The organism is Variovorax paradoxus, assembly GCF_040544635.1.
GTDB classification, from domain to species: domain Bacteria; phylum Pseudomonadota; class Gammaproteobacteria; order Burkholderiales; family Burkholderiaceae_C; genus Variovorax; species Variovorax paradoxus_R.
In genome coordinates this window covers 548881-568214 of the sequence record NZ_JBEPKJ010000001.1, presented here as the reverse complement: position 1 = coordinate 568214, position 19334 = coordinate 548881, and the positions used below count along the sequence as shown (strand labels likewise).

Below are 19334 nucleotides of genomic sequence, written 5' to 3'. Positions count from 1 at the left end.
CTGAATGGCTTTTTCCAGCGACACCGTCGAAGTCTTCCTGTCCGTGATCGACCACGGCTCCTTTTCGGCGGCAGCACGCGCGCTGCACAAGGTGCCTTCGGCCGTCAGCATGGCCATTGCCAATCTCGAAGCCGAACTGGCCCTGCCCCTCTTCGACCGCAGCGGCCGCGAGCCGCAGCCGACCGCCGCCGCCCGCTCGCTGGAGCCGCAGGCGCGGCTCTTGGCGGCCCAGTTGAAGCAGCTGCAGGTGCAGGCGCTGGCGCTCACGCAGGGGCTGGAAAACCGCCTCACGCTGGCCATTGCGCCCGAGTTGCTGGCCGCGCCCTGGAGCGGGCCGCTGGCCGCGCTGGCCGAGGAATATCCGCTGCTGCAGGTCGAGGTGCTGGCCGCGCCGCAGGCCGACGCGCTCGCGCTGCTGCACAGCGGCCGCGCGCAACTGGCGCTGGTATTCGAGCGCCCGAGCCTCGATGGCCGCGAAGGTTTCCAGGAAGTCGGCAGCGACACCATGGTGGCCGTGATGGCGCCGAACCATCCCGTGCTGCTGGCCGCCGCTGGCGAGCGCCTGCGCGAAGAACATCTTACGAACACGCGGCAGATCGTCGTGGCTGGGCGCGACCTGGCCACCAGCGACCCGCGTTTCGTATTCGCGCGCCATGTCTGGCGCACCGACAACGCGCTGGCCGCGCTGAGCCTGATTACCGCCGGGCTGGGTTGGGGCTGGCTGCCCCGCAACTTCGCCAAGCCCCACGTGGCCGCCGGCGCGCTGGTCGAGATTCCGTTCGAAAACCTCAGCAACGGACTCGACCTGTGGGTCGACGTGGTGTGGTCGCGCGAGCGGCCGCTGGGGCTGGGGGCGCAGCGCTTCGTGGCGCTGATTGCGCGCGACCGGCAGGCTGCCGCGGGCATCCCTCCCGCGAGCTAGCTAGTCGCGGTGGCCGTGCCCGCCGCCCTTGCCACCGCCGTGGCCTCCGCCCTTGCCGCCTCCTCCATCATCCCCGCGGTGCGGGCGGCCGCGCCCCTCGCCACCGCCTCCGCCACCCCCGCCGGGTCGTCCGCCCCCCGGATGCATTTGGGGGGTGCCGGGCAATGGCCCGGGCCGGAAAGCCGGCTGGGGCCGGGGCGGCTTGAAGCCCGGGTCGGCCGGCGGCCGATAGCCCGGCCCCGGCTGCGGTGGGCGATAGCCCGGTCCGGGTTGGGGGCGGACGCCAGGGCCTGGCGCCGGCTTGAACCCCGGGCCCGGCCAGGGCTTGGGTTGCCAAGCCGGCCGCACGGGCGGCGGCGGACGCCAGCCGGGCATCGGCGGAGGCGGTGGCCGGCTGCCCCACCAGCGCCGTTCGCCGTACCAGGGGCGGTCGCGGTAGTAGTCGGCCCAGTAGCTGCCGATCACGAAAGTCACGACGGGAACGCCGATCACCGCGGCGTAGGTTGCCAGCGGCACGCGCCGCTCCTGGTAGGCGTAGTCGAGGCTCCTCGCCCAGACCCAGCCGCGTCCGCCGTCGGGCAGCACCACGTCGCACCAACTGTAGCCGCCGGTGCAGCCGATCACGTCGAGCGGCTGGCCGGGCCCGAGCCGCGCCACCAGCGGGTAGTCGCCCGAGGGGCCGGCGCGCATATTGACGGTGCCGCGCGTGAAGGCCTGCTGCGCCGCGGCAGCGAGCGGCACAACCAGGGCCATCGCGCCGACGCCGATCCAGCGTATGAAGGGTTTGTTGTTCATGATGAGGCTTCCTTTGCGCAGCCAGCGTAGGCGGCGGCATTGGGGCCGTCAATCAGCCGAGGACGCGAAGCCCCGGGGCGCCGCGGCTACGCTGCTTCGCGGTAGAAGCGGGCGTTGCTGTTCAACAAGCGGCCGGGCACTGGCGCCACGGCCTGGCCGATGGCCGCAATGTGGTCCGGCGTGGTGCCGCAGCAGCCGCCGACGATGTTCACCAAGCCTTCGGCCGCAAACTCGTGCAGCAGCCGCGAGGTGACGTCGGGCGTCTCGTCGAAGCCGGTTTCGCTCATCGGGTTGGGCAGGCCGGCGTTCGGGTAGCAGCTGATGAAGGTGTCGCCCGCCACCTTCGCCAGTTCCTGGATGTAGGGGCGCATCAGCGCCGCGCCCAGCGCGCAGTTCAACCCGACGGCCAGCGGCTGCGCATGGCGCACGCTATGCCAGAACGCGGTCACGGTCTGGCCGCTGAGGATGCGGCCCGAGGCATCGGTCACGGTGCCGCTGATGATGAGCGGCAGGCGATGGCCGCTGTTGTCGAAATACTCGTCCACCGCGAACAGCGCGGCCTTGGCGTTGAGCGTGTCGAAAATCGTCTCGACCAGGATCACATCGGCGCCGCCCTCGACCAGCGCCTCGGTCTGCTCGTAATAGGCCGCGCGCAGCTGCTCGAAGTCGACGTTGCGCGCGCCCGGGTCGTTCACGTCGGGGCTGATGCTCGCGGTCTTGGGCGTCGGGCCCAGGGCGCCAGCCACGAAGCGCGGCTTGTCCGGCGTGCTGAACTTGTCACAGGCGGCGCGTGCGAGCTTGGCCGATTCGAGGTTCATCTCGCGCGCAAGATGCGCCATCTTGTAGTCCTCCTGAGCGATGGTGGTCGCGCCGAAGGTGTTGGTCTCGATGAGGTCTGCGCCCGCCGCGAGGTAGCCCTCGTGGATGTCGGAGATCACGTCGGGCCGCGTCAGCGAGAGCAGCTCGTTGTTGCCCTTCACGTCGCGCTCGAAGTCCTTGAAGCGCTCGCCGCGGTACTGCGCCTCGGTGAGCTTGAAGCGCTGGATCATCGTGCCCATGGCGCCGTCGAGGATGGCGATGCGCTTTTCGAGGATGCCGGCGAGTGCCTGGCCGCGGGTGTAGACAAGGGGCTTCATAGCCCCTGATTGTAGGAAGCGGGGCTGCCCTTGGCGGCCGTCGGTGCTTTAGCGGCTTTCGACGAATGCCAGCACCGCCTCGATCATGCGCCGCACATGCGGCTGCACGCCGGCCGCCACCTCGGGCAGGTAGTCGAAGGGCAGCTTCTCCTGCATGTAGCTCGACTGCGTCATTTCCAGCTGCACCGCGTGCACACCGGCGGCGGGGTTGCCGTACTGGCGTGTGATGTAGCCGCCGGTGAAGCGACCGTTGAGCACGCCGGTGTAGCCCGTGGCCGATTCGGCAATATCGAGCAGCGTGGTGGCCAGCGCCGGGTCGCAGCTCGTGCCCTTGCCGGTGCCCAGGTTCAGGTCGGGCAGCTTGCCTTCGAAGAAGCGCGGCAGCACGGAGCGGATCGAATGCGCGTCCCACAGCGCGATGGTGCCGTGCGCGGCCTTCAGGCGGTCGAGTTCGGCCTGCAGTTGCTGGTGGTACGGGCGCCAGATCGCCTCGCGCCGCGCGGCGACTTCTTCGTCGTTCGGCAAATCTTCGCTGGATGCGTAGACCGGCGTGTCGTCGAAGGTGTCGACCGGGCACAGGCCGGTGACGCTCTGGCCCGGGTAAAGGCTGGCGCCGTCCGGCGGACGGTTCAGGTCGATCACGTAGCGCGAATGCGTGGCAACGAGCACCGAGGCGCCGAGTGCATCGGCGAAGTCGTAGAGGCGTTCGAGGTGCCAGTCGGTGTCGGGCACGTGGCGCGCCTCTTCGGTGAAGCGGGCGGCGAGCGCGGGCGGCACATGGGTGCCGACATGCGGCATGGAGATCAGCAAGGGACGCGTGCCCTGGCGAAAGCGGAATGCGGGTTCGGTGGTGGTGAAACTCATGGGCTCAATTGTCCGAAAGAAGTTGAGTGCGCGCCGCGACGAAAGCGGCGGCGGCCTCGTTATGCAATGCGTGGCGGCCCGCCACGACACGCGGCCGGCCGCACACCCAGACGGTGTCGATGGCCGACGTGCGGTGGCTGGCAAAGACATGCGACGAAAGCATGTCGGGCGCGCCGAGGCCCTGCAGCGCCAGCTGCGCGGCATCGAGCACGACGAAGTCGGCTTGCTGCCCCGCAGCCAGGCCGCCGATGGCCCGGCCCGAAGCCTGCGCGCCGCCGCGCACTGCTTCGAGCGTGAGCGCGGTGGCCACGTGCGGCTGCGCCGTGGTCGCACCGACGTTGCGCTGCCGTTTGCCCAGGCGCTGGCTGTACTCGAGCATCAGCAGTTCTTCCGCGGCATTGACGGTGGCATGGCTGTCGGAGCCCACGCCCCAGGCGCCGCCATGGTGGCGCCAAGCGGCGAAATCGAAGATGCCGTCGCCAAGGTTCGCTTCGGTGGTCGGGCACAGGCCGGCGACCGCGCCGCTCTTTGCGCCGCGCTCGTATTCGGCGGTGTCCATGTGCGTGGCATGCACCAGGCACCAGCGCGCATCGACCGGCGCATGGTCGAGCAGCCAGGCCACCGGGCGCTGGCCGCTCCAGGCCACGCAGTCGTCGACCTCCTTGGTCTGCTCGGCGATGTGGATGTGAATCGGCGCGCCGGGGTCGATGGCTTCAAGTCCCGCCACGGCTTCGCGCAGCGCGTCGGGGGGCACGGCGCGCAGCGAATGCGGTGCGAGGCCCAGGCGGGCCGAAGGACCGCCTTGCGGTCCGGGCGCGCCCTGCGCATCGCACACGGGCTTCAGCGTGTCGAGCAGGCGCAGCATCGAATCGGTCGAGCGGATGAAGCGGCGCTGGCCTTCGGTGGGCGGCAGGCCGCCGAAGCCGCTGGTCTGGTAGAGCACGGGCAGCAGCGTGAAGCCGATGCCCACCTTCTGCGCGGCACGCAGCAATGCGAGGCTCAGCGTCGCATCGTCGGCATAAGGGCGGCCGTCGATGTCGTGGTGCACATACTGGAACTCGCAGACGCTGGTGTAGCCCGCTTCGAGCATCTCGGCGTAGAGCCAGGTGGCGATGGCCTCCATGTGCTGCGGGCCGAGGCGCGCGGCAAAGCGGTACATCAGCGTGCGCCAGCTCCAGAAGCTATCGTGCTGCTCGGCGCGGTGCTCGGTAAGGCCCGCAAAGGCGCGCTGGAAGGCGTGCGAATGCAGGTTGGGCATGCCGGGAATCACGGGGCCGTTCGCTACTTGCGCGCCGGCAGCAGGCTGAGCAGCGGACTGCACCTGCGTGAGCTGGCCGGCCTCGTTCCACGACAAGAGGACGTTCTTCGCCCATCCGCCGGGCAGCAATGCATCGGCCGCGAACAGTGTGCGCGTCATGCTGCGGCTCCCACGGCGATTCGGCCCTGGCGCACGACGGTGCGCGCCGGGCGCTGGCCGAACCAGTACGCAAGCTCGGCCGCTTCGCGCACGTTCCACAGCACGAAGTTGGCGGGCATGCCTTCGGCGATCGCGCCGTGTGTTTGTTGAAGGCCCAGCGCGCGGGCCGCATGCACCGTGACGCCGGCCAGTGCCTCGGGCACGGTCAGGCGAAACAGCGTGCATGCCATGTTCATCATCAAGAGCAGGCTCAGCGCCGGCGAGGTGCCGGGGTTGTGATCGGTCGACACCGCCATCGGCACGCCTGCGGCGCGCAGCGCCTCGATGGGCGGCAGGTGCGTGTCGCGCAGCGTGTAATACGCACCGGGCAGCAGCACGGCCACGGTGCCGGATTGCCGCATGGCCTCGATGCCTTCGGCCGACAGATGCTCGATGTGGTCGCACGAAAGCGCGCCGTAGCGCGCGGCCAGCGCGGCGCCACCCATGTCGGAGAGCTGCTCGGCATGCAACTTGACCGGCAGGCCCAGCGCTTTCGCGGCCTTGAAGACCTGCTCGGTTTCAGCCAGCGAAAAGGCGATGCGCTCGCAGAACACGTCCACCGCATCGACCAGCCCTTCGGCCGCGAGCGCGGGCAGCATCTCGCCGCACACAAGGTCGATGTAGTCGCCGCTGCGGCCGGCGTACTCGCGCGGCAGCGCATGAGCGCCGAGAAAGGTGGTGCGCACGGTGACGCCGTAGGCTTCGCCCAGGCGCCGCGCCACGCGCAGCTGCTTGCGCTCGTGTTCGAGGGAGAGGCCATAGCCCGACTTGATCTCGATGGCGCACACGCCGTCGGCCAGCAACTGCTCGAGCCGGGGCGCGGCTTGCGCAAAGAGCGTGTCTTCGTCGGCCTCGCGCGTGGCCCGCACCGACGCGACGATGCCGCCGCCGGCCTTTGCCACTTCTTCGTAGGTGGCGCCGGCGAGCCGCATCGCGAACTCGTTGGCGCGCTGGCCGCCGTAAACCAGGTGGGTGTGGCAATCGACCAGGCCGGGCGTGACGAGTGCACCGCCGCCGTCATGCGGTGCGAGGGCGGCAAATTCGCTGGGCAGTGCGTGGCGGGCGCCGACCCAGCGAATCGTGCCCTCTGCCACCACAATGGCCGCTTCGGTATCGGCTTCCAATGCGATGCCGGGCGCCGCACCGGGCGCCAGGCGCAGGCCGGTCCAGAGGCCGTCGGCCGATGGAAATGGGTGTGCGGATGTCATGGTTTTCTTTCCGGTTTCCGCAGCTTACGCCGGCACGACGCGAACCACAGCCAGCCGCGCGCCTTCACCTTCGGGCACGGCCTGCCACGCTTGCGCGGCGTCGGTCCAGTACAGGCCTTCGCCTTCGCGGCAGGTCTCATCGTCGAGCCGCCACGCGCCGCGCAGCACAAGCAGCACGCCGTGCGGCGCGGGCTCGATGGCCGATGCGTCTGCGAGCACCCACGCATCGGCACGCCATTGGCCTCGCCGCGTCATCACGTTGAAATCGTTCGAAGCGCCGCCGAGCAGCGTGCAATCGATCGCGTCGTCGCCGCTGAATGCGAACGGGCGATGCGGCGCGTCGAGCACATGGCTCACTCGCCCGTCCTGCGTGAACAGCCGCACGCCGTCGCCTTCCAGCAGCATGATGCTGCGATCGACGTCCGCGAAAACCGAGAACGGTCCCGCCGCCGCAATGGTCGCGATGCTCGCGCGCCAGCCGAAGCTGCCGAGCCCCGCGCCAGGGGGCCAGCTGACGATTTCCTGCGTGGTGCCGCCGCCGTTCTTCCAGGGCATGGACGGCAGCGCGGCACGAGAAAAGCGAATCACGCTCATCGCATCAACCCGCCCTGCCGCAGCTTCTGCTCGAAGTGCCGGAGAACCAGCGTCATCGTGCCCGTGAGCACGAAGTACACGAGTGCGATGGCCAGGTAAACCTCCAGCGAGCGGTACGACACGCTGATGATCTTCTGCCCCTCATGCATCACGTCGTGAATCGTGAGCAGCGACACCAGCGCCGAGTTCTTGATGAGCGCAATGAACTCGTTGCCCAGCGGCGGAATCATGCGCACCACGGCCTGCGGCAGCACGATCTCGCGCATCGCCACACCGGGCGTCATGCCCAGCGACTGCGCCGCCAGGGTCTGGCCCCGGTCGATCGACTGGATCGCGCCGCGCACGATCTCCGACACATACGCACCCGAGTACACGCCCAACCCCAGCACGCCGCACAGGAAAGCCGGAAGCAGGATGCCGAAGTGAGGCAGGCCGAAGAACAAGATGAACAGCTGCACCAGGAGCGGCGTGCCGCGAATCGCCGCCACGTAGGCCGTGCACAGGCCATAGAGCCAGCGCCGTTTCGGGTTGAGGCGCCCGATGCCAACCACCAGGCCCAGCACGCAGCCGAGGGCGAGCGCGCAGGCGGTAATTTCCACCGTGACCAGCGCGCCGCGCAGCAGGTCGGGCCAGCCTTGCCAGACCGGCGAAAAGTCGAGATCCATGAGCCGGCCGGGTTACTTCGCGTTCGCGCTGAACCACTTGGCGACGATCTGCGCATAGGTGCCGTCGGCCTTGAGCTTCTCGATGGCGCCGTTCACGGCCTTGGTGAGCTCGGGCGTGTCCTTGCGAATGGCCATGCCGTATTCCTCGGTGGTGATCTGCTCCGGCAGCACCTTCAGGCCGCCGCGCGTGCGCACGTATTGGTAGGCGGCGGGCTTGCCGGTGACGGCAGCATCGGCGCGGCCGATGTCGACGAGGTTGAACATTTCCTGGTTCTTCTCGACTTCCATCAGCTGCACCTGCGGGAATTTTTCCTTGGTGTAGGAGACCGACTTGGTGCCCACCTGCACGCTGACCTTCTTGCCGTTGATGTCGGCCGGCGTCTTGATGGCGGTGTTGCCGTCCTTCACCATCACGACCAGGCCGCCCGCGTAGTAGGGCACGGTGAAGTCGACGACCTTCTTGCGCTCGTCGGTGATGTAGATGGCCGACACGGCCATGTCGAAGCGCTTGGAGATCAGGCCCGGCACGAGGCCCTTGAAGTCGATGTCGATCCATTCGATCTTGCGGCCCAGCGTCTTGCCGATGGCCTCGACCAGTTCCACATCGAAGCCCGTGCGCTTGCCGTTCTCCACGTATTCCATCGGCGGAAAGGTGGCGTCGGTGGCCACGCGCAGCGGCTCGCCCTGCGCTTGCGCGGTGGCGGCGAAGCCGAAGAAGGCCAGGCTGGAGAGTGCGGCGGCAACGAGGGTGCGGCGGGTGTTCATGTGAAAGCTTCCGTGGGTTGAAATGGATGAATGAAAGAAAGATGCGCGGGCGGCGGGCTACTGCAGCGCGCGGGAAATGCGCGCCGCCGTGACGACGGTCATGTGGAGCAATGCAGCTTCCATGCCTTCGACGCGCGTGAGCGGCGCCATGAGCGTGATCGCGCCGCGCAAGCGCCGGCCCGCGGCCAGCACCGGTGCGCTTGCGCCCCAGACACCGGCGTCGACCTCGCCATGGGTCACGGCATGGCCGGCCTCGCGGATGGCATCGAGCTCGGCGGCACGTTCGGCGCGGCGCTCGGGGCTTTCATCGAAGCCGTCCAGCAAGGCGTCGCGCTGGTCGACCGGCATGTGGGCCAGCAGGCACTTGGCGCTGGCGCCGTCGCGGGCCGGGACGCTGCGGCCCCGGTCGAACGAACAGCGCAGCGACTGCTCGCTGTCGATCATCTCGAGACACACCACGCGGTCGTTCACGGCCGTGACCAGCGCCACGCTTTCATGGCTCTGCTGCGCGAGCGCCCGCATGTCGGCGCGCGCCGCCATCACGAGGTCGGAGTTGCCGTCGAAGCCGCTCGCCAGCTGAACGCTCACCGGACCGGGCGAGTAGCGCCCTTCGGACTCCATCACGAAGCCCCAGCGCCGCAGCGTCGCGATCTGCCGGTACAGCGTGCTCTGCGACAGGCCGGTCGCCTGCATGAGCCCCGCCGCCGACATCGCCACCTTGCTCTGCGCCAGCACCGACAGCACCAGCAGGGCACGGTCGTTGTGGGCGGAAGCTTCGGGAGGCGTCGTCATCGAGGGCAATCGCGGGGGGTCGAAAGTGGATGCGGCGTGCAGTATCTTGCGCGCCGTTCTCACCTCCAAGCCTTGATTCCCACTGAATGGGAATGAGCGCGTTTTTCTGTCAGCGCACCATCGGCAGCTTGAGGCCCTGCTTCTTCGCGGTGGCGACGGCAATGTCGTAGCCCGCATCGGCATGGCGCATGACGCCGGTGGCCGGGTCGTTCCACAGCACGCGCTCGATGCGCTTCGCCGCCGCGTCGGTGCCGTCGCACACGATGACCACGCCCGAGTGCTGCGAATAGCCCATGCCGACGCCGCCGCCGTGGTGCAGGCTGACCCAGGTGGCGCCACCCGCCGTATTGAGGAGCGCGTTGAGCAGCGGCCAGTCGCTTACTGCATCGGTGCCGTCCTTCATCGCTTCGGTCTCGCGGTTGGGGCTGGCCACGGAGCCGGTGTCCAGGTGGTCGCGGCCGATGACGATGGGCGCCTTGAGTTCGCCGTTCTTCACCATCTCGTTGAAGGCCAATCCGGCGATGTGGCGCTCGCCCAGGCCGAGCCAGCAGATGCGCGCGGGCAAGCCCTGGAAGGCGATGCGCTCGCGTGCCATGTCGAGCCAGCGGTGCGTGTGGGTGTTCTCGGGGAACAGTTCCTTGATCTTGGCGTCGGTCTTGTAGATGTCTTCCGGGTCGCCCGACAGCGCCACCCAGCGGAACGGGCCCTTGCCTTCGCAGAACAGCGGGCGGATGTAGGCCGGCACGAAACCCGGAAAGTCGAACGCGTTCTTCACGCCTTCATCGAACGCGACCTGGCGGATGTTGTTGCCGTAGTCGACCGTGGGAATGCCCATGGCCTGGAAGTCGAGCATGGCCTGCACGTGCACGGCGCACGATTTGGCGGCCGCGGTCTTGAGAGCGTCGTGCTGCGACGGGTCCTTCATCGCGGCCTGCCATTGCGGCACGGTCCAGCCCGAAGGCAGGTAGCCGTTGATGAGGTCGTGCGCGGAGGTCTGGTCGGTCACGAGGTCGGGCTTGATACCGCCGGCCTTCGCGCGCTTGACGAGTTCGGGCAGGATGTCGGCCGCGTTGCCGAGCAGCGCGATCGACACGGCTTCCTTCGCATCGCAGTGCTGTTGGATAAGCTCGAGCGCATGGTCGATGTCACGCGCCTGCTTGTCGACGTAGCGCGTGCGCAGGCGAAAGTCGATGCTGGTCTGCTGGCACTCGATGTTGAGCGACACCGCACCCGCGAGCGTGGCCGCGAGCGGCTGCGCGCCGCCCATGCCGCCGAGGCCGGCCGTGAGGATCCACTTGCCCGCGAGGCTGTTGCCGTAGTGCTGGCGGCCCGCTTCGACAAAGGTTTCGAAGGTGCCTTGCACGATGCCCTGGCTGCCGATGTAGATCCAGCTTCCAGCCGTCATCTGGCCGTACATGAAGAGGCCCTGGCGGTCGAGTTCGTTGAAGTGCTCCCAGTTGGCCCATTTCGGCACGAGGTTCGAATTGGCGAGCAGCACGCGCGGTGCGTTCTCGTGCGTCTTGAAAACGCCGACCGGCTTGCCCGACTGGATGAGCAGCGTCTCGTCGTCGTTCAACTCTTTCAGCGATGCAAGGATCTGGTCGTAGCAGGCCCAGTTGCGCGCGGCGCGGCCGATGCCGCCGTACACCACGAGGTCTTGCGGACGCTCGGCCACCTCGGCGTCGAGGTTGTTCTGCAGCATGCGGAACGGCGCCTCGGTGAGCCAGCTCTTGCAGTTGAGCGTGCTGCCGCGCGGGGCGCGAATCACGCGCGTCGGGTCATGGCGCGGGTCGGTGTTTTGCAGCGGGAGCTTTTCGGGTGCGTTCATGGCGAGGTTCTCCTTGATCGGTGTTCAGGCGTGGCTGGGCAGGATGTTCAAGAGCGCGGCCGGCAATTCGGCCTTCAGCGCCCACTGGCGCATCGCTTCGATGTCGGGCGCGAGGTAGCGGTCGCGTTCGAGGAAGGCGACCTTCCGGCGGATGTTGGCGAATTCGGCTTCGACCAGCGGGGAGCTCTTGAGGCCACGTTTTAATTCGATGCCTTGCGCCGCGGCCATCGCCTCGATGCCAACGACGACGGCCGTGTTGTTGACCATGTCGCCGAGCCGGCGCGCCGCGAAGGTCGCCATCGACACGTGGTCTTCCTGGTTGGCCGAGGTCGGCAGGCTGTCGACGCTCGCGGGATGCGCGAGCGACTTGTTCTCCGACGCGAGGGCCGCGGCCGTGACCTGCGCGATCATGAAGCCGGAGTTCAGGCCGCCGTCGCGCACCAGGAACGGCGGCAGGCCCGAGAGGCCGGTGTCGAGCAGCAGCGCGATGCGGCGCTCGGCAATAGCGCCGACTTCGCTCACGGCCAGCGCGATGATGTCGGCCGCGAAGGCGACGGGCTCGGCGTGGAAGTTGCCGCCTGAAATCACTTCACCGGTGTCGCAGAACACCAGCGGGTTGTCCGATGCGGCATTGGCTTCGATCACCAGCACGCGCGCGGCGTGCGCGAGGTTGTCGAGGCAGGCGCCCATCACCTGCGGGATGCAGCGCACCGAGTACGGGTCTTGCACGCGGCCGCAGTCGGCATGCGAGGGCACGATCTCGCTGCCCTCGAGCAGCGTGCGCACCGCGCCCGCCACTGCAATTTGTCCCGGCTGTCCGCGCGCGGCGTGAATGCGCGCATCGAAAGGCTTGATCGAACCCTGGATGGCTTCGAGCGAGAGCGCACCCGACATCAACGCCGAAGCGAACACGTCTTCGGCACCGAACAGGCCGGCAAGCGCGAGCGCGGTCGACACCTGCGTGCCGTTGAGCAGCGCCAGGCCTTCCTTGGGGCCGAGCACGAAGGGCTCCAGGCCGACGAGGCGCATGGCCTCGGCACCGCTGACCACCGTGCCCTCGGCCGTGGTGGCTTCGCCTTCGCCGATCAGCACGCAGGCCATGTGCGCGAGCGGGGCGAGGTCGCCCGAGGCGCCGACCGAGCCCTTGCACGGAATGCGCGGCATGACACCCGCATTGAACAAGGCCAGCAGCGCATCGACCAGCGCGGGCCGCACGCCCGAATGGCCGCGCGCCAGGCTCACGGCCTTGGTGGCCAGCACCATACGCACGACAGGCGCGTCCAGCGGCTCGCCCGTGCCCACGCTGTGCGAGAGCACGAGGTTGCGTTGCAGGTCGGCCAGGTGGTCGTTGCCGATGCGCGTGCTTGCGAGCTTGCCGAAGCCGGTGTTGATGCCGTAGACCACCTGGTCGTTGTCGACGATGTGGCGCACCGCCGCTTCGGCGCGCGCCATGCCCTCTTGCACCGAGGGGTCGAGCGCCAGCCGCACGCCGCCGGCCTGGATGCGGCGCAGCATCGCAAGGTCCACCTTGCCGGGCGTGAGGGTCAGGGTGGTGGCGGTGTGTTTGCTTGTTGGCATGTGAACCTGTCTATACAAGTGGTTGCGAGAGAAAACCTTCGGTTTCCGTAGCGAAAAAATTCAGCCGAAGCTGGGGTTGCCGTCGGCTTTGAAGCGGCTGCCCAGGCTGTAGCGCGAGGCGGGGTGCAGGCAGCGCACCCAGGTGACGGGCGTGTTGCGTGTCCAGGTGCGGCGCGTGAGCAGCAGGCAGGGGTCGGTAGGCTCCATTGCGAGCCGGCTCGCCTGTTCGGCGGTGGGCAGCACGGCATCGACGACATGTTCGATCTGGTCGAAGGGCACGTTGCGCACCAGGTACTCGCTGGGCGGGACGGCGGCAAAGTCTTGCTCGAGGTAGTCGGGCACGACCAGCGGATTGACGTAGCGTTCTTCGAGCTGCACCGGCGTGTCGTTCTCCATGTGCAGGCAGACGCTGTGGAACACCGAGGTGCCCGCGCGCATGTCGAGCCAGGCGGCCACGTCGGGCGAGGCGGACAGTCGTTCGACCGCGAGCATCTCGCAGCGGTAATCGTGTCCGCGCTGGCGGATTTCGCTTGCGATATTGGCAATCTGCAGCAGCGTGGACTGCGGCTTGTTCTCGGCCACGAAGCTGCCGACGCCGGCCGTGCGCACGATGCGGCCCTGCTCCATGAGCTCGCGCAGCGCGCGATTCACCGTCATGCGCGAAATGCCGAACTGCGTGACCAGCTCGCTCTCGGAAGGCAGACGGTGACCGGGCGGCCAGGTGCCGTCCTGGATCTTGCGGGAGATGTGATCCTTGACTTGTGCGTAGAGCGCAAGGGTGGGGAGGTCGCGTTTCATGTCGGGTTTCCAACGCGATGGGGCTTTTGTTTTTGCTCTTGTTCGGGGCGCGTGCAAAGGCCACCGGGTACTCCCCTCCGCGAATGTCCCCCGCCTTCGGGAGCGCGCCCTGAACAGCAGCGCCCCGAACAACGCACCAAACGCAAACCGCGATGAACTGAAAACCCGGCCTTCATCCTAGTGCTCCGCAGCAGCCATCGACTCCGCGCGAATTTCTTCCGTCAACCGCGCCTTGATGTCCATGAACTCCGGCGACGTCTTGATGGTGTAGCTGCGCGGATGCGGAAAGTCGACCGCGATCTCGGTCTTGATGCGACCGGGCCGCGCGCTGAACACCGCCACGCGGTTGGCCATGAAGATCGCCTCGTCGATGTCGTGCGTGACGAACAGCACCGTCTTGCGCGCCGACTCCCAGATGCCGAGCAGCAGCTCCTGCATCAGCACGCGCGTCTGGTTGTCGAGCGCGCCGAAGGGCTCGTCGAGCAGCAGCATCTTGGGGTCGTTGGCGAGCGCGCGCGCAATCGCGGTGCGCTGCTGCATGCCGCCCGAGAGCTGCTTCGGAAAGTGATTCTCGAAGCCGCGCAGGCCCACCTTGGCAATGAAGAACTCGCTGCGTTCCTTCTGGTCGGCTTCGCTCATGCCGCGTTCGCGGAGGCCGAAGCGGATGTTCTGCGCCACCGTGAGCCACGGAAACAGCGTATAGCTCTGGAACACCACGCCGCGGTCGGCGCCCGGGCCTTCGATGCGCTCGCCGTCGAGCATCACCTGGCCGGTGGTCGGAAAGTCGAGCCCCGCGACGATGCGCAGCAGCGTCGACTTGCCGCAGCCCGAGGGGCCGAGGATGGTGACGAAGTCGTTCTCGCGCACCTCGAAGTCGATGGGCAGCAGCGCTTGCGTGCTTTGCCCCTTGGTGCCGGTGAAGATGCGCGACACGCCCTGGATGGAGAGTTGGTTGTTGTTCGTCATCATCACAGTGCAGCCCAGGCAAACATGCGGCGGTTGAGCGCCTTGAAGGCGAAGTCGGACACCAGCCCGATGACGCCGATCACTATGATCCCGAAAATGATCTGCCCGGTGTTCAGCAATGCCTGGCTGTCGGTGATCATGTGGCCGATGCCCGAGGAGGAGCCGATGAGTTCCGCCACGATCACATACGTCCAGGCCCAGCCGAGCACGAGGCGCAGTGTTTCGGCAATGCCGGGTGCGGCACCCGGAATGAGCACGCGCGCCACGATGCCGCGGCTGTTGGCGCCGAGCGTGTAGGCGGCCTCGACGAGATCGCGCCGCGCGCCACCCACGGTCACGGCCACCATCAGCACGATCTGGAAGAACGAGCCGATGAAGATCACCAGCAGCTTCTGCATCTCGCCCAGCCCCGCCCACAGGATGAGCAGCGGAATGAACGCGGAGGCCGGCAGATAGCGGCAGAACGAGACGAAGGGCTCGAAGAAGGCCTCGACCGTTTTCCACGTGCCCATCGCAATGCCCAGCGGCACCGCGAACACCGCGGCCAGCAGGAAGCCGCCGAACACGCGCCACACGGTCATGCCGATGTCGCCGATGAAGCCGTACTCGGTGAAGAGCAGCCAGCCTTCCTTGACCATGGTGGGCGGGCTAGCAAGGAAGGTCGGCGACACGAAGCCGCCGAGCGTGGCCATGGCCCACACCAGCACGAACACGACGAAGAAGCCGAGCCCCAGCAGCACGCGCGCACGGGCACCGATGGGTTCGAGCGGCGCGAACACGCGGCGCCGCGCGGGTGCCACGGTCTTGGATGAGACGGCGGGCGCCGATGCAGCCAGCGGCTGCACCTGCGGCAGGGCCTTACTTGACGAAGCTTGCATCGAAGGTTGCTGCATAGTCTTCAGGCGCCTTGCGGATCACGCCGGCCTCCAGCAGGATGGCCGTGGCTTCCTTCATGAAGGTGGTGAGCTCGCCCGCGAAGAACTTCTGGTTGGCGGCCTTGTCCTGCCAGCGCAGGTAGGCCGACGACTTGGCGAACTGTTCGCCGCTCTGCTTCACGGCCGAGCCCATGATCTCGTTGGCCTTGGCCGGGTCGGCCTTGATCATGTCGAGCGCCTCGAAGTACGACTGCGTGAGCGCCTGCGCGGCCTTGGCGTTGGCCTTGAGCCAAGTGGGCGCGCAGCCGACGGTGTCCATCACCATCGGGTAGTCGAGCGTGGTGGCCAGGATCTTGCCGGCAGCGGGGTTGGCGCGCACGGTCGAAAGATAGGGCTCGTAGGTCATGGCGGCGTCGTTCTGGCCGGCCACGAAGGCCTGGGCGGCGGGCTGCGGCTCGAGCGAAACCACCTTCACGTCCTTCAGCGTCATGCCGTTCTTGTTGAGCATCCAGGCCAGGCCGAAGTAAGGCGCGGTGCCGGGCGCGCTCACGCCGATGGCCTTGCCCTTGAGGTCGGCAAAACTCTTTACGTCGTTGCGCACCGCGAGGCCGTCGGCGCCGTAGGACTTGTCCATCTGGAAGATCTGCACGATGGGCACGCCGTTGGCGTTCCAGGCCACGTGCGTTTCCACGGTGGTGGCCGCGCACTGGATGGCACCCGAGGCCAAGGCCAGGTGGCGGTCCTTCTGCGGGATCATCTTCAGTTCGACGTCCAGGCCGTTCTTCTTGAAGATGCCGGCCTTGTCGGCCAGCGAAAGCGGCGCGAAGCCGGTCCAGCCGGACATGCCGAGCGCAATTTTTGTTTCCTGCGCGGCGGCCGTTCCAGCCATGCCCGCTGCACATGCGCCTGCGGCCAGCAGGGAGGCGAATTTCACAACTACCGTCTTGACCATGGGTACTCCTGGTTCTGTTCTCTGGAAAAAGGCATCGGCGATGCACCCGAAGTCGGGCTGCGCACGCCTCGCATTGTTGCCAAGCGCCCCAACTTGTATATACAGGATAACCCGAGAGGCCTCTTTCGGTGCATCTCTTCAGGAAAATGCACCAGATTGCTGTCTATACAGGAAGGGTGGCGGGACGGGCTTCACCTTTGCAAACCTCGTGCCACAGTCATACGCGGGTTGGTGGGGGACAATCGACGTCTCCCCTCCTTCTTGCCCATCCCCGCCCTTCGCATCCGCTGCCTGTGTCCTCGCTCGCTCCCCTCCCCCTCGACGCCCCCGGCAGCAGCAGCGCCCCCGCCGACATCCTTCACGAAGTCTTCGGCTACTCGCAGTTCCGCGGGCCGCAGCAGGACATCGTCGACCACGTGGTGGGCGGCGGCGACGCGCTGGTGCTGATGCCTACCGGCGGCGGCAAGTCGCTGTGCTACCAGATCCCGGCCATTGCGCGGCAACGCGCGGGCCGCGGCGTCTCGGTGGTGGTGTCGCCGCTGATCGCGCTGATGCACGACCAGGTCGGCGCGCTGCACGAGGCCGGCGTGAACGCGGCCTTCCTGAATTCCACGCTCGACTGGGAGCAGACGCAGGACGTGGAGCGCCGCATGCTGCGCGGCGAGATCACGCTGCTGTACGCGGCGCCCGAGCGCGTGAACACGCCGCGCTTTTTGTCGCAGCTCGATTCGCTGAAGGAGCGCGGCAAGCTCTCGCTGTTCGCGATCGACGAGGCGCATTGCGTGAGCCAGTGGGGCCACGACTTCCGGCCCGAATACCGTGCGCTCACGGTGCTGCACGAACGCTACCCGGGCGTGCCGCGCATCGCGCTCACGGCCACGGCCGATGCGCTCACGCGCGCCGACATCGTCGAGCGGCTGCAGCTCGAGGAAGCGCGGCAGTTCGTCTCCAGCTTCGACCGGCCGAACATCCGCTACACCATCGTCGAGAAGAAAGACGCGACCACGCAGCTGCTGCGTTTCATCGAACGCGAGCACGAAGGCGATGCGGGCGTGGTCTATTGCCAGTCGCGCAAGCGCGTGGAAGACCTTGCGGCGACGCTGCAGGGTGCGGGCGTCAACGCCCTGCCCTATCACGCGGGCCTCGACGCCGCGGTACGCCAGAAGCACCAGGACCGGTTCCTGCGCGAGGAAGGCATCGTGATGGTCGCGACCATCGCCTTCGGCATGGGCATCGACAAGCCCGACGTGCGCTTCGTCGGCCACCTCGACATGCCGAAGAACATCGAGGGCTACTACCAGGAAACCGGCCGCGCGGGCCGCGACGGTGCCCCCGCCGACGCCTGGATGACCTACGGCCTGAATGACGTGGTGAACCAGCGCCGCATGATCGACGAGAGCCCGGCCGGCGAAGAGTTCAAGCAGGTGATGCGCGGCAAGCTCGATGCGCTGCTCTCGCTGGCCGAGGCAAGCGACTGCCGGCGCGTGCGGCTTCTGGGCTACTTCGGCGAGAAGAGCACGCCTTGCGGCAACTGCGACAACTGCCTGAACCCGCCGCAGGTGTGGGACGGCACCGATGCCGCGCGCAAGCTGCTCTCCACCATCTACCGCGTGCAGCAATTGAGCGGCATCAGCTTCGGCGCAGGCCACATCATGGACATCCTGCGCGGCAAGGAGACCGAGAAGGTCAAGCAGTTCGGGCACGAGCGCATCAGCACCTTCGGGTTGGGCGCGGAGTTCAGCGAAGTGCAGTTGCGCGGTGTGCTGCGCCAGCTCATCGCCACGGGCGCGCTGGCCGTCGATGCGGAAGCCTTCAACACGCTGAAGCTCACCGAAGGGTCGCGCGCGGTGCTCAAGGGCGAATCGAACGTGACGCTGCGCGAATCCATCTCGTCACCGGCGGAGCGCAAGCCCCGCCGCGAGAAGGTCGCCAAGGGCGCGCCGTCACCGGCTGCCGCCAAGCTCGACGACACCGGCAAGAAGCGTTTCGAGGCGCTCAAGGCCTGGCGCGCCGAGGTGGCCAAGGAGCACAACCTGCCGGCCTATGTGATCTTTCACGACGCCACGCTGGCGTCGATTGCCGAGCGCGCACCGGCGACGCTTGAAGACCTGCAGGGCATCAGCGGCATCGGCACCAAGAAGCTCGAGGCTTACGGCGCCGAAGTGCTGCGGGTCTGCAAGGCGTTCTGACACGGGCGCGGCCATGGACACCCGCCAGATGCGCTGCATTGTCGCGGTCGCCGAGGCGGGCAGTCTCACACGGGCGGCCGAGCGGCTCGGCCTGGCACAGCCGGCGCTCACGCAAACGCTGAACCGGCTGGAGCAGGAGATCGGCACGCGCCTGTTCACCCGCACGCGCCGCGGCGCCACGCTCACGGAGGCCGGCCTCGCGGTGATCGACGACCTGCGCGCCAGCCTCGCCTACAGCGACACGGCGGCCGAGCGCGCGCGGGCCATGGGCGCCGGGCGTGCGGGCCGGCTGACCGTGGGTTTCGTGACGCATGCGGTCTACGAGGTGCTGCCGAACGCACTGCGCCGGCTGCGCGCCGAACATCCGCAGCTGGACGTGGTGCTGCGCGAGATGAGCAATGCCGAGCAGGTGGCGGCGCTGGAGGGCGGCCGCATCGACATCGCGCTGCTGCACCCGCCGGTGTCGGTCACCGCCCGGGTGCACGAATTGCGGCTGGGCGAGGAGGCGATGGTCGCCGCGCTGCCGGCCGACTGGCCGCTGGCCGACGACGGCTGCGTGTCGCTCGCCGAGATCGCCCGGCACGGGCTGGTGTGGTTTCCGGAAGAGCAGATTCCCGCCCTGCGCGCCCAGTTGCTCGGCGCGCTGCGCCGCGCGGGCCACGAGACACGGGTGGTCCAGGACGCCAACCGCACGCTGACGGTGCTGGCCTGCGTGGCGGCGGGCCTGGGCTGGTCGCTGCTGCCGCGCTCGGTGCGCGCGCTGCGGCACGAGGGCGTGCGCTATGCCGAGGTACGCGACGGCGCCGGACTGCCGGCCTTCGAGTTGTCGGCACTGTGGCTGGCGCGCTCGCGTCCGACGTTCGCCGACGCTTTCGCCGCCTTGCTTGGGAGCGGCCCGGCGCCGGCCTAGTTGACCCCCACGCTCCGGCACTTCGTGTCCTCGCTTCCCCC

The 19334-nt window shown here is 68.0% G+C and carries 18 protein-coding genes; 3 read left to right on the top strand and 15 right to left on the bottom strand.

From position 1 onward, the window contains the following. The first annotated feature begins 4 nt into the window (after nt 1-4). The gene (locus tag ABIC94_RS02795) at nt 5-922 is read left to right on the top strand and encodes a LysR family transcriptional regulator (RefSeq protein ID WP_354371154.1); all 918 of its coding nucleotides are present in this window, start codon (nt 5-7) and stop codon (nt 920-922) included. Here the strand turns inward: ABIC94_RS02795 and ABIC94_RS02790 are convergent, their stop codons facing one another. The 15 genes from ABIC94_RS02790 to ABIC94_RS02720 form a co-directional block, all read right to left on the bottom strand. After that, nucleotides 923-1717: an SH3 domain-containing protein gene (locus ABIC94_RS02790; protein WP_354371152.1), complete on the bottom strand. Its 795-nt coding sequence runs from the start codon at nt 1715-1717 to the stop codon at nt 923-925. A gap of 86 nt (nt 1718-1803) precedes the next feature. Continuing rightward, complete coding sequence (locus ABIC94_RS02785) at nt 1804-2853, bottom strand: homocysteine S-methyltransferase family protein (protein WP_354371151.1); 1050 nt, start codon at nt 2851-2853, stop codon at nt 1804-1806. A gap of 48 nt (nt 2854-2901) precedes the next feature. Continuing rightward, a complete protein-coding gene (gene hutG / locus ABIC94_RS02780) occupies nt 2902-3717 on the bottom strand; it encodes an N-formylglutamate deformylase (protein ID WP_354371150.1) in 816 nt (271 codons plus the stop codon). 4 nt (nt 3718-3721) lie between these two features. After that, nucleotides 3722-5134 (bottom strand): formimidoylglutamate deiminase, encoded by a 1413-nt coding sequence (locus ABIC94_RS02775; RefSeq protein ID WP_354371149.1) that lies wholly within the window; start codon nt 5132-5134, stop codon nt 3722-3724. Next, the gene (gene hutI, locus ABIC94_RS02770; RefSeq protein WP_354371148.1) at nt 5131-6381 is read right to left on the bottom strand and encodes an imidazolonepropionase; all 1251 of its coding nucleotides are present in this window, start codon (nt 6379-6381) and stop codon (nt 5131-5133) included. Before hutI ends, ABIC94_RS02775 begins: the two co-directional genes overlap by 4 nt. 24 nt (nt 6382-6405) lie before the next feature. Next, complete coding sequence (locus tag ABIC94_RS02765; RefSeq protein ID WP_354371147.1) at nt 6406-6975, bottom strand: HutD/Ves family protein; 570 nt, start codon at nt 6973-6975, stop codon at nt 6406-6408. Continuing rightward, nucleotides 6972-7640 (bottom strand): amino acid ABC transporter permease, encoded by a 669-nt coding sequence (locus tag ABIC94_RS02760; RefSeq protein ID WP_354371145.1) that lies wholly within the window; start codon nt 7638-7640, stop codon nt 6972-6974. The genes ABIC94_RS02765 and ABIC94_RS02760 overlap by 4 nt, the downstream gene beginning before the upstream one ends. A gap of 12 nt (nt 7641-7652) precedes the next feature. Then, nucleotides 7653-8405 carry a transporter substrate-binding domain-containing protein gene (locus tag ABIC94_RS02755; RefSeq protein ID WP_354371144.1) on the bottom strand — a complete coding sequence of 251 codons (753 nt, stop codon included), beginning with the start codon at nt 8403-8405 and terminating at the stop codon, nt 7653-7655. Between the two features lie 57 nt (nt 8406-8462). After that, complete coding sequence (locus ABIC94_RS02750; protein ID WP_354371143.1) at nt 8463-9197, bottom strand: IclR family transcriptional regulator; 735 nt, start codon at nt 9195-9197, stop codon at nt 8463-8465. A 109-nt stretch (nt 9198-9306) separates the two neighbouring features. Beyond that, on the bottom strand, nt 9307-11025 hold the full coding sequence (hutU, locus tag ABIC94_RS02745; RefSeq protein ID WP_354371141.1) for a urocanate hydratase: 1719 nt from the start codon (nt 11023-11025) through the stop codon (nt 9307-9309). A 24-nt stretch (nt 11026-11049) separates the two neighbouring features. Further along, nucleotides 11050-12603, bottom strand: coding sequence for a histidine ammonia-lyase (gene hutH, locus ABIC94_RS02740; protein WP_354371140.1), 1554 nt, complete (start codon nt 12601-12603; stop codon nt 11050-11052). Between the two features lie 60 nt (nt 12604-12663). After that, the gene (hutC, locus tag ABIC94_RS02735; RefSeq protein WP_354371139.1) at nt 12664-13401 is read right to left on the bottom strand and encodes a histidine utilization repressor; all 738 of its coding nucleotides are present in this window, start codon (nt 13399-13401) and stop codon (nt 12664-12666) included. Between the two features lie 177 nt (nt 13402-13578). After that, nucleotides 13579-14367, bottom strand: coding sequence for an ABC transporter ATP-binding protein (locus tag ABIC94_RS02730; protein ID WP_354371138.1), 789 nt, complete (start codon nt 14365-14367; stop codon nt 13579-13581). Between the two features lie 2 nt (nt 14368-14369). After that, nucleotides 14370-15245: an ABC transporter permease gene (locus ABIC94_RS02725; protein WP_354371137.1), complete on the bottom strand. Its 876-nt coding sequence runs from the start codon at nt 15243-15245 to the stop codon at nt 14370-14372. Further along, entirely contained in the window at nt 15226-16194 is a 969-nt protein-coding gene (locus tag ABIC94_RS02720) for an ABC transporter substrate-binding protein (protein WP_354371136.1), read from the bottom strand. Before ABIC94_RS02720 ends, ABIC94_RS02725 begins: the two co-directional genes overlap by 20 nt. 293 nt (nt 16195-16487) lie before the next feature. Here ABIC94_RS02720 and recQ point away from each other — a divergent pair, with 293 nt between their 5' ends. Both recQ and ABIC94_RS02710 read left to right on the top strand, forming a co-directional pair. After that, nucleotides 16488-18383 (top strand): DNA helicase RecQ, encoded by a 1896-nt coding sequence (gene recQ / locus ABIC94_RS02715; RefSeq protein ID WP_354371135.1) that lies wholly within the window; start codon nt 16488-16490, stop codon nt 18381-18383. 13 nt (nt 18384-18396) lie between these two features. Further along, the gene (locus ABIC94_RS02710; protein ID WP_354371134.1) at nt 18397-19293 is read left to right on the top strand and encodes a LysR family transcriptional regulator; all 897 of its coding nucleotides are present in this window, start codon (nt 18397-18399) and stop codon (nt 19291-19293) included. Nucleotides 19294-19334: the final 41 nt, after the last annotated feature.

What these genes read in the sequence shown, in the direction of transcription:
- ABIC94_RS02790 (WP_354371152.1), bottom strand. Translation starts at nt 1,717, where the DNA reads ATGAACAACAAACCCTTCATACGCTGGATCGGCGTCGGCGCGATGGCC.
- ABIC94_RS02755 (WP_354371144.1), bottom strand. Translation starts at nt 8,405, where the DNA reads ATGAACACCCGCCGCACCCTCGTTGCCGCCGCACTCTCCAGCCTGGCC.
- ABIC94_RS02730 (WP_354371138.1), bottom strand. Translation starts at nt 14,367, where the DNA reads ATGACGAACAACAACCAACTCTCCATCCAGGGCGTGTCGCGCATCTTC.
- ABIC94_RS02725 (WP_354371137.1), bottom strand. Translation starts at nt 15,245, where the DNA reads ATGCAAGCTTCGTCAAGTAAGGCCCTGCCGCAGGTGCAGCCGCTGGCT.
- ABIC94_RS02785 (WP_354371151.1), bottom strand. Translation starts at nt 2,853, where the DNA reads ATGAAGCCCCTTGTCTACACCCGCGGCCAGGCACTCGCCGGCATCCTC.
- hutI (WP_354371148.1), bottom strand. Translation starts at nt 6,381, where the DNA reads ATGACATCCGCACACCCATTTCCATCGGCCGACGGCCTCTGGACCGGC.
- hutC (WP_354371139.1), bottom strand. Translation starts at nt 13,401, where the DNA reads ATGAAACGCGACCTCCCCACCCTTGCGCTCTACGCACAAGTCAAGGAT.
- ABIC94_RS02795 (WP_354371154.1), top strand. Translation starts at nt 5, where the DNA reads ATGGCTTTTTCCAGCGACACCGTCGAAGTCTTCCTGTCCGTGATCGAC.
- ABIC94_RS02775 (WP_354371149.1), bottom strand. Translation starts at nt 5,134, where the DNA reads ATGACGCGCACACTGTTCGCGGCCGATGCATTGCTGCCCGGCGGATGG.
- hutU (WP_354371141.1), bottom strand. Translation starts at nt 11,025, where the DNA reads ATGAACGCACCCGAAAAGCTCCCGCTGCAAAACACCGACCCGCGCCAT.
- ABIC94_RS02720 (WP_354371136.1), bottom strand. Translation starts at nt 16,194, where the DNA reads ATGGTCAAGACGGTAGTTGTGAAATTCGCCTCCCTGCTGGCCGCAGGC.
- ABIC94_RS02750 (WP_354371143.1), bottom strand. Translation starts at nt 9,197, where the DNA reads ATGACGACGCCTCCCGAAGCTTCCGCCCACAACGACCGTGCCCTGCTG.
- hutH (WP_354371140.1), bottom strand. Translation starts at nt 12,603, where the DNA reads ATGCCAACAAGCAAACACACCGCCACCACCCTGACCCTCACGCCCGGC.
- hutG (WP_354371150.1), bottom strand. Translation starts at nt 3,717, where the DNA reads ATGAGTTTCACCACCACCGAACCCGCATTCCGCTTTCGCCAGGGCACG.
- ABIC94_RS02760 (WP_354371145.1), bottom strand. Translation starts at nt 7,640, where the DNA reads ATGGATCTCGACTTTTCGCCGGTCTGGCAAGGCTGGCCCGACCTGCTG.
- ABIC94_RS02710 (WP_354371134.1), top strand. Translation starts at nt 18,397, where the DNA reads ATGGACACCCGCCAGATGCGCTGCATTGTCGCGGTCGCCGAGGCGGGC.
- ABIC94_RS02765 (WP_354371147.1), bottom strand. Translation starts at nt 6,975, where the DNA reads ATGAGCGTGATTCGCTTTTCTCGTGCCGCGCTGCCGTCCATGCCCTGG.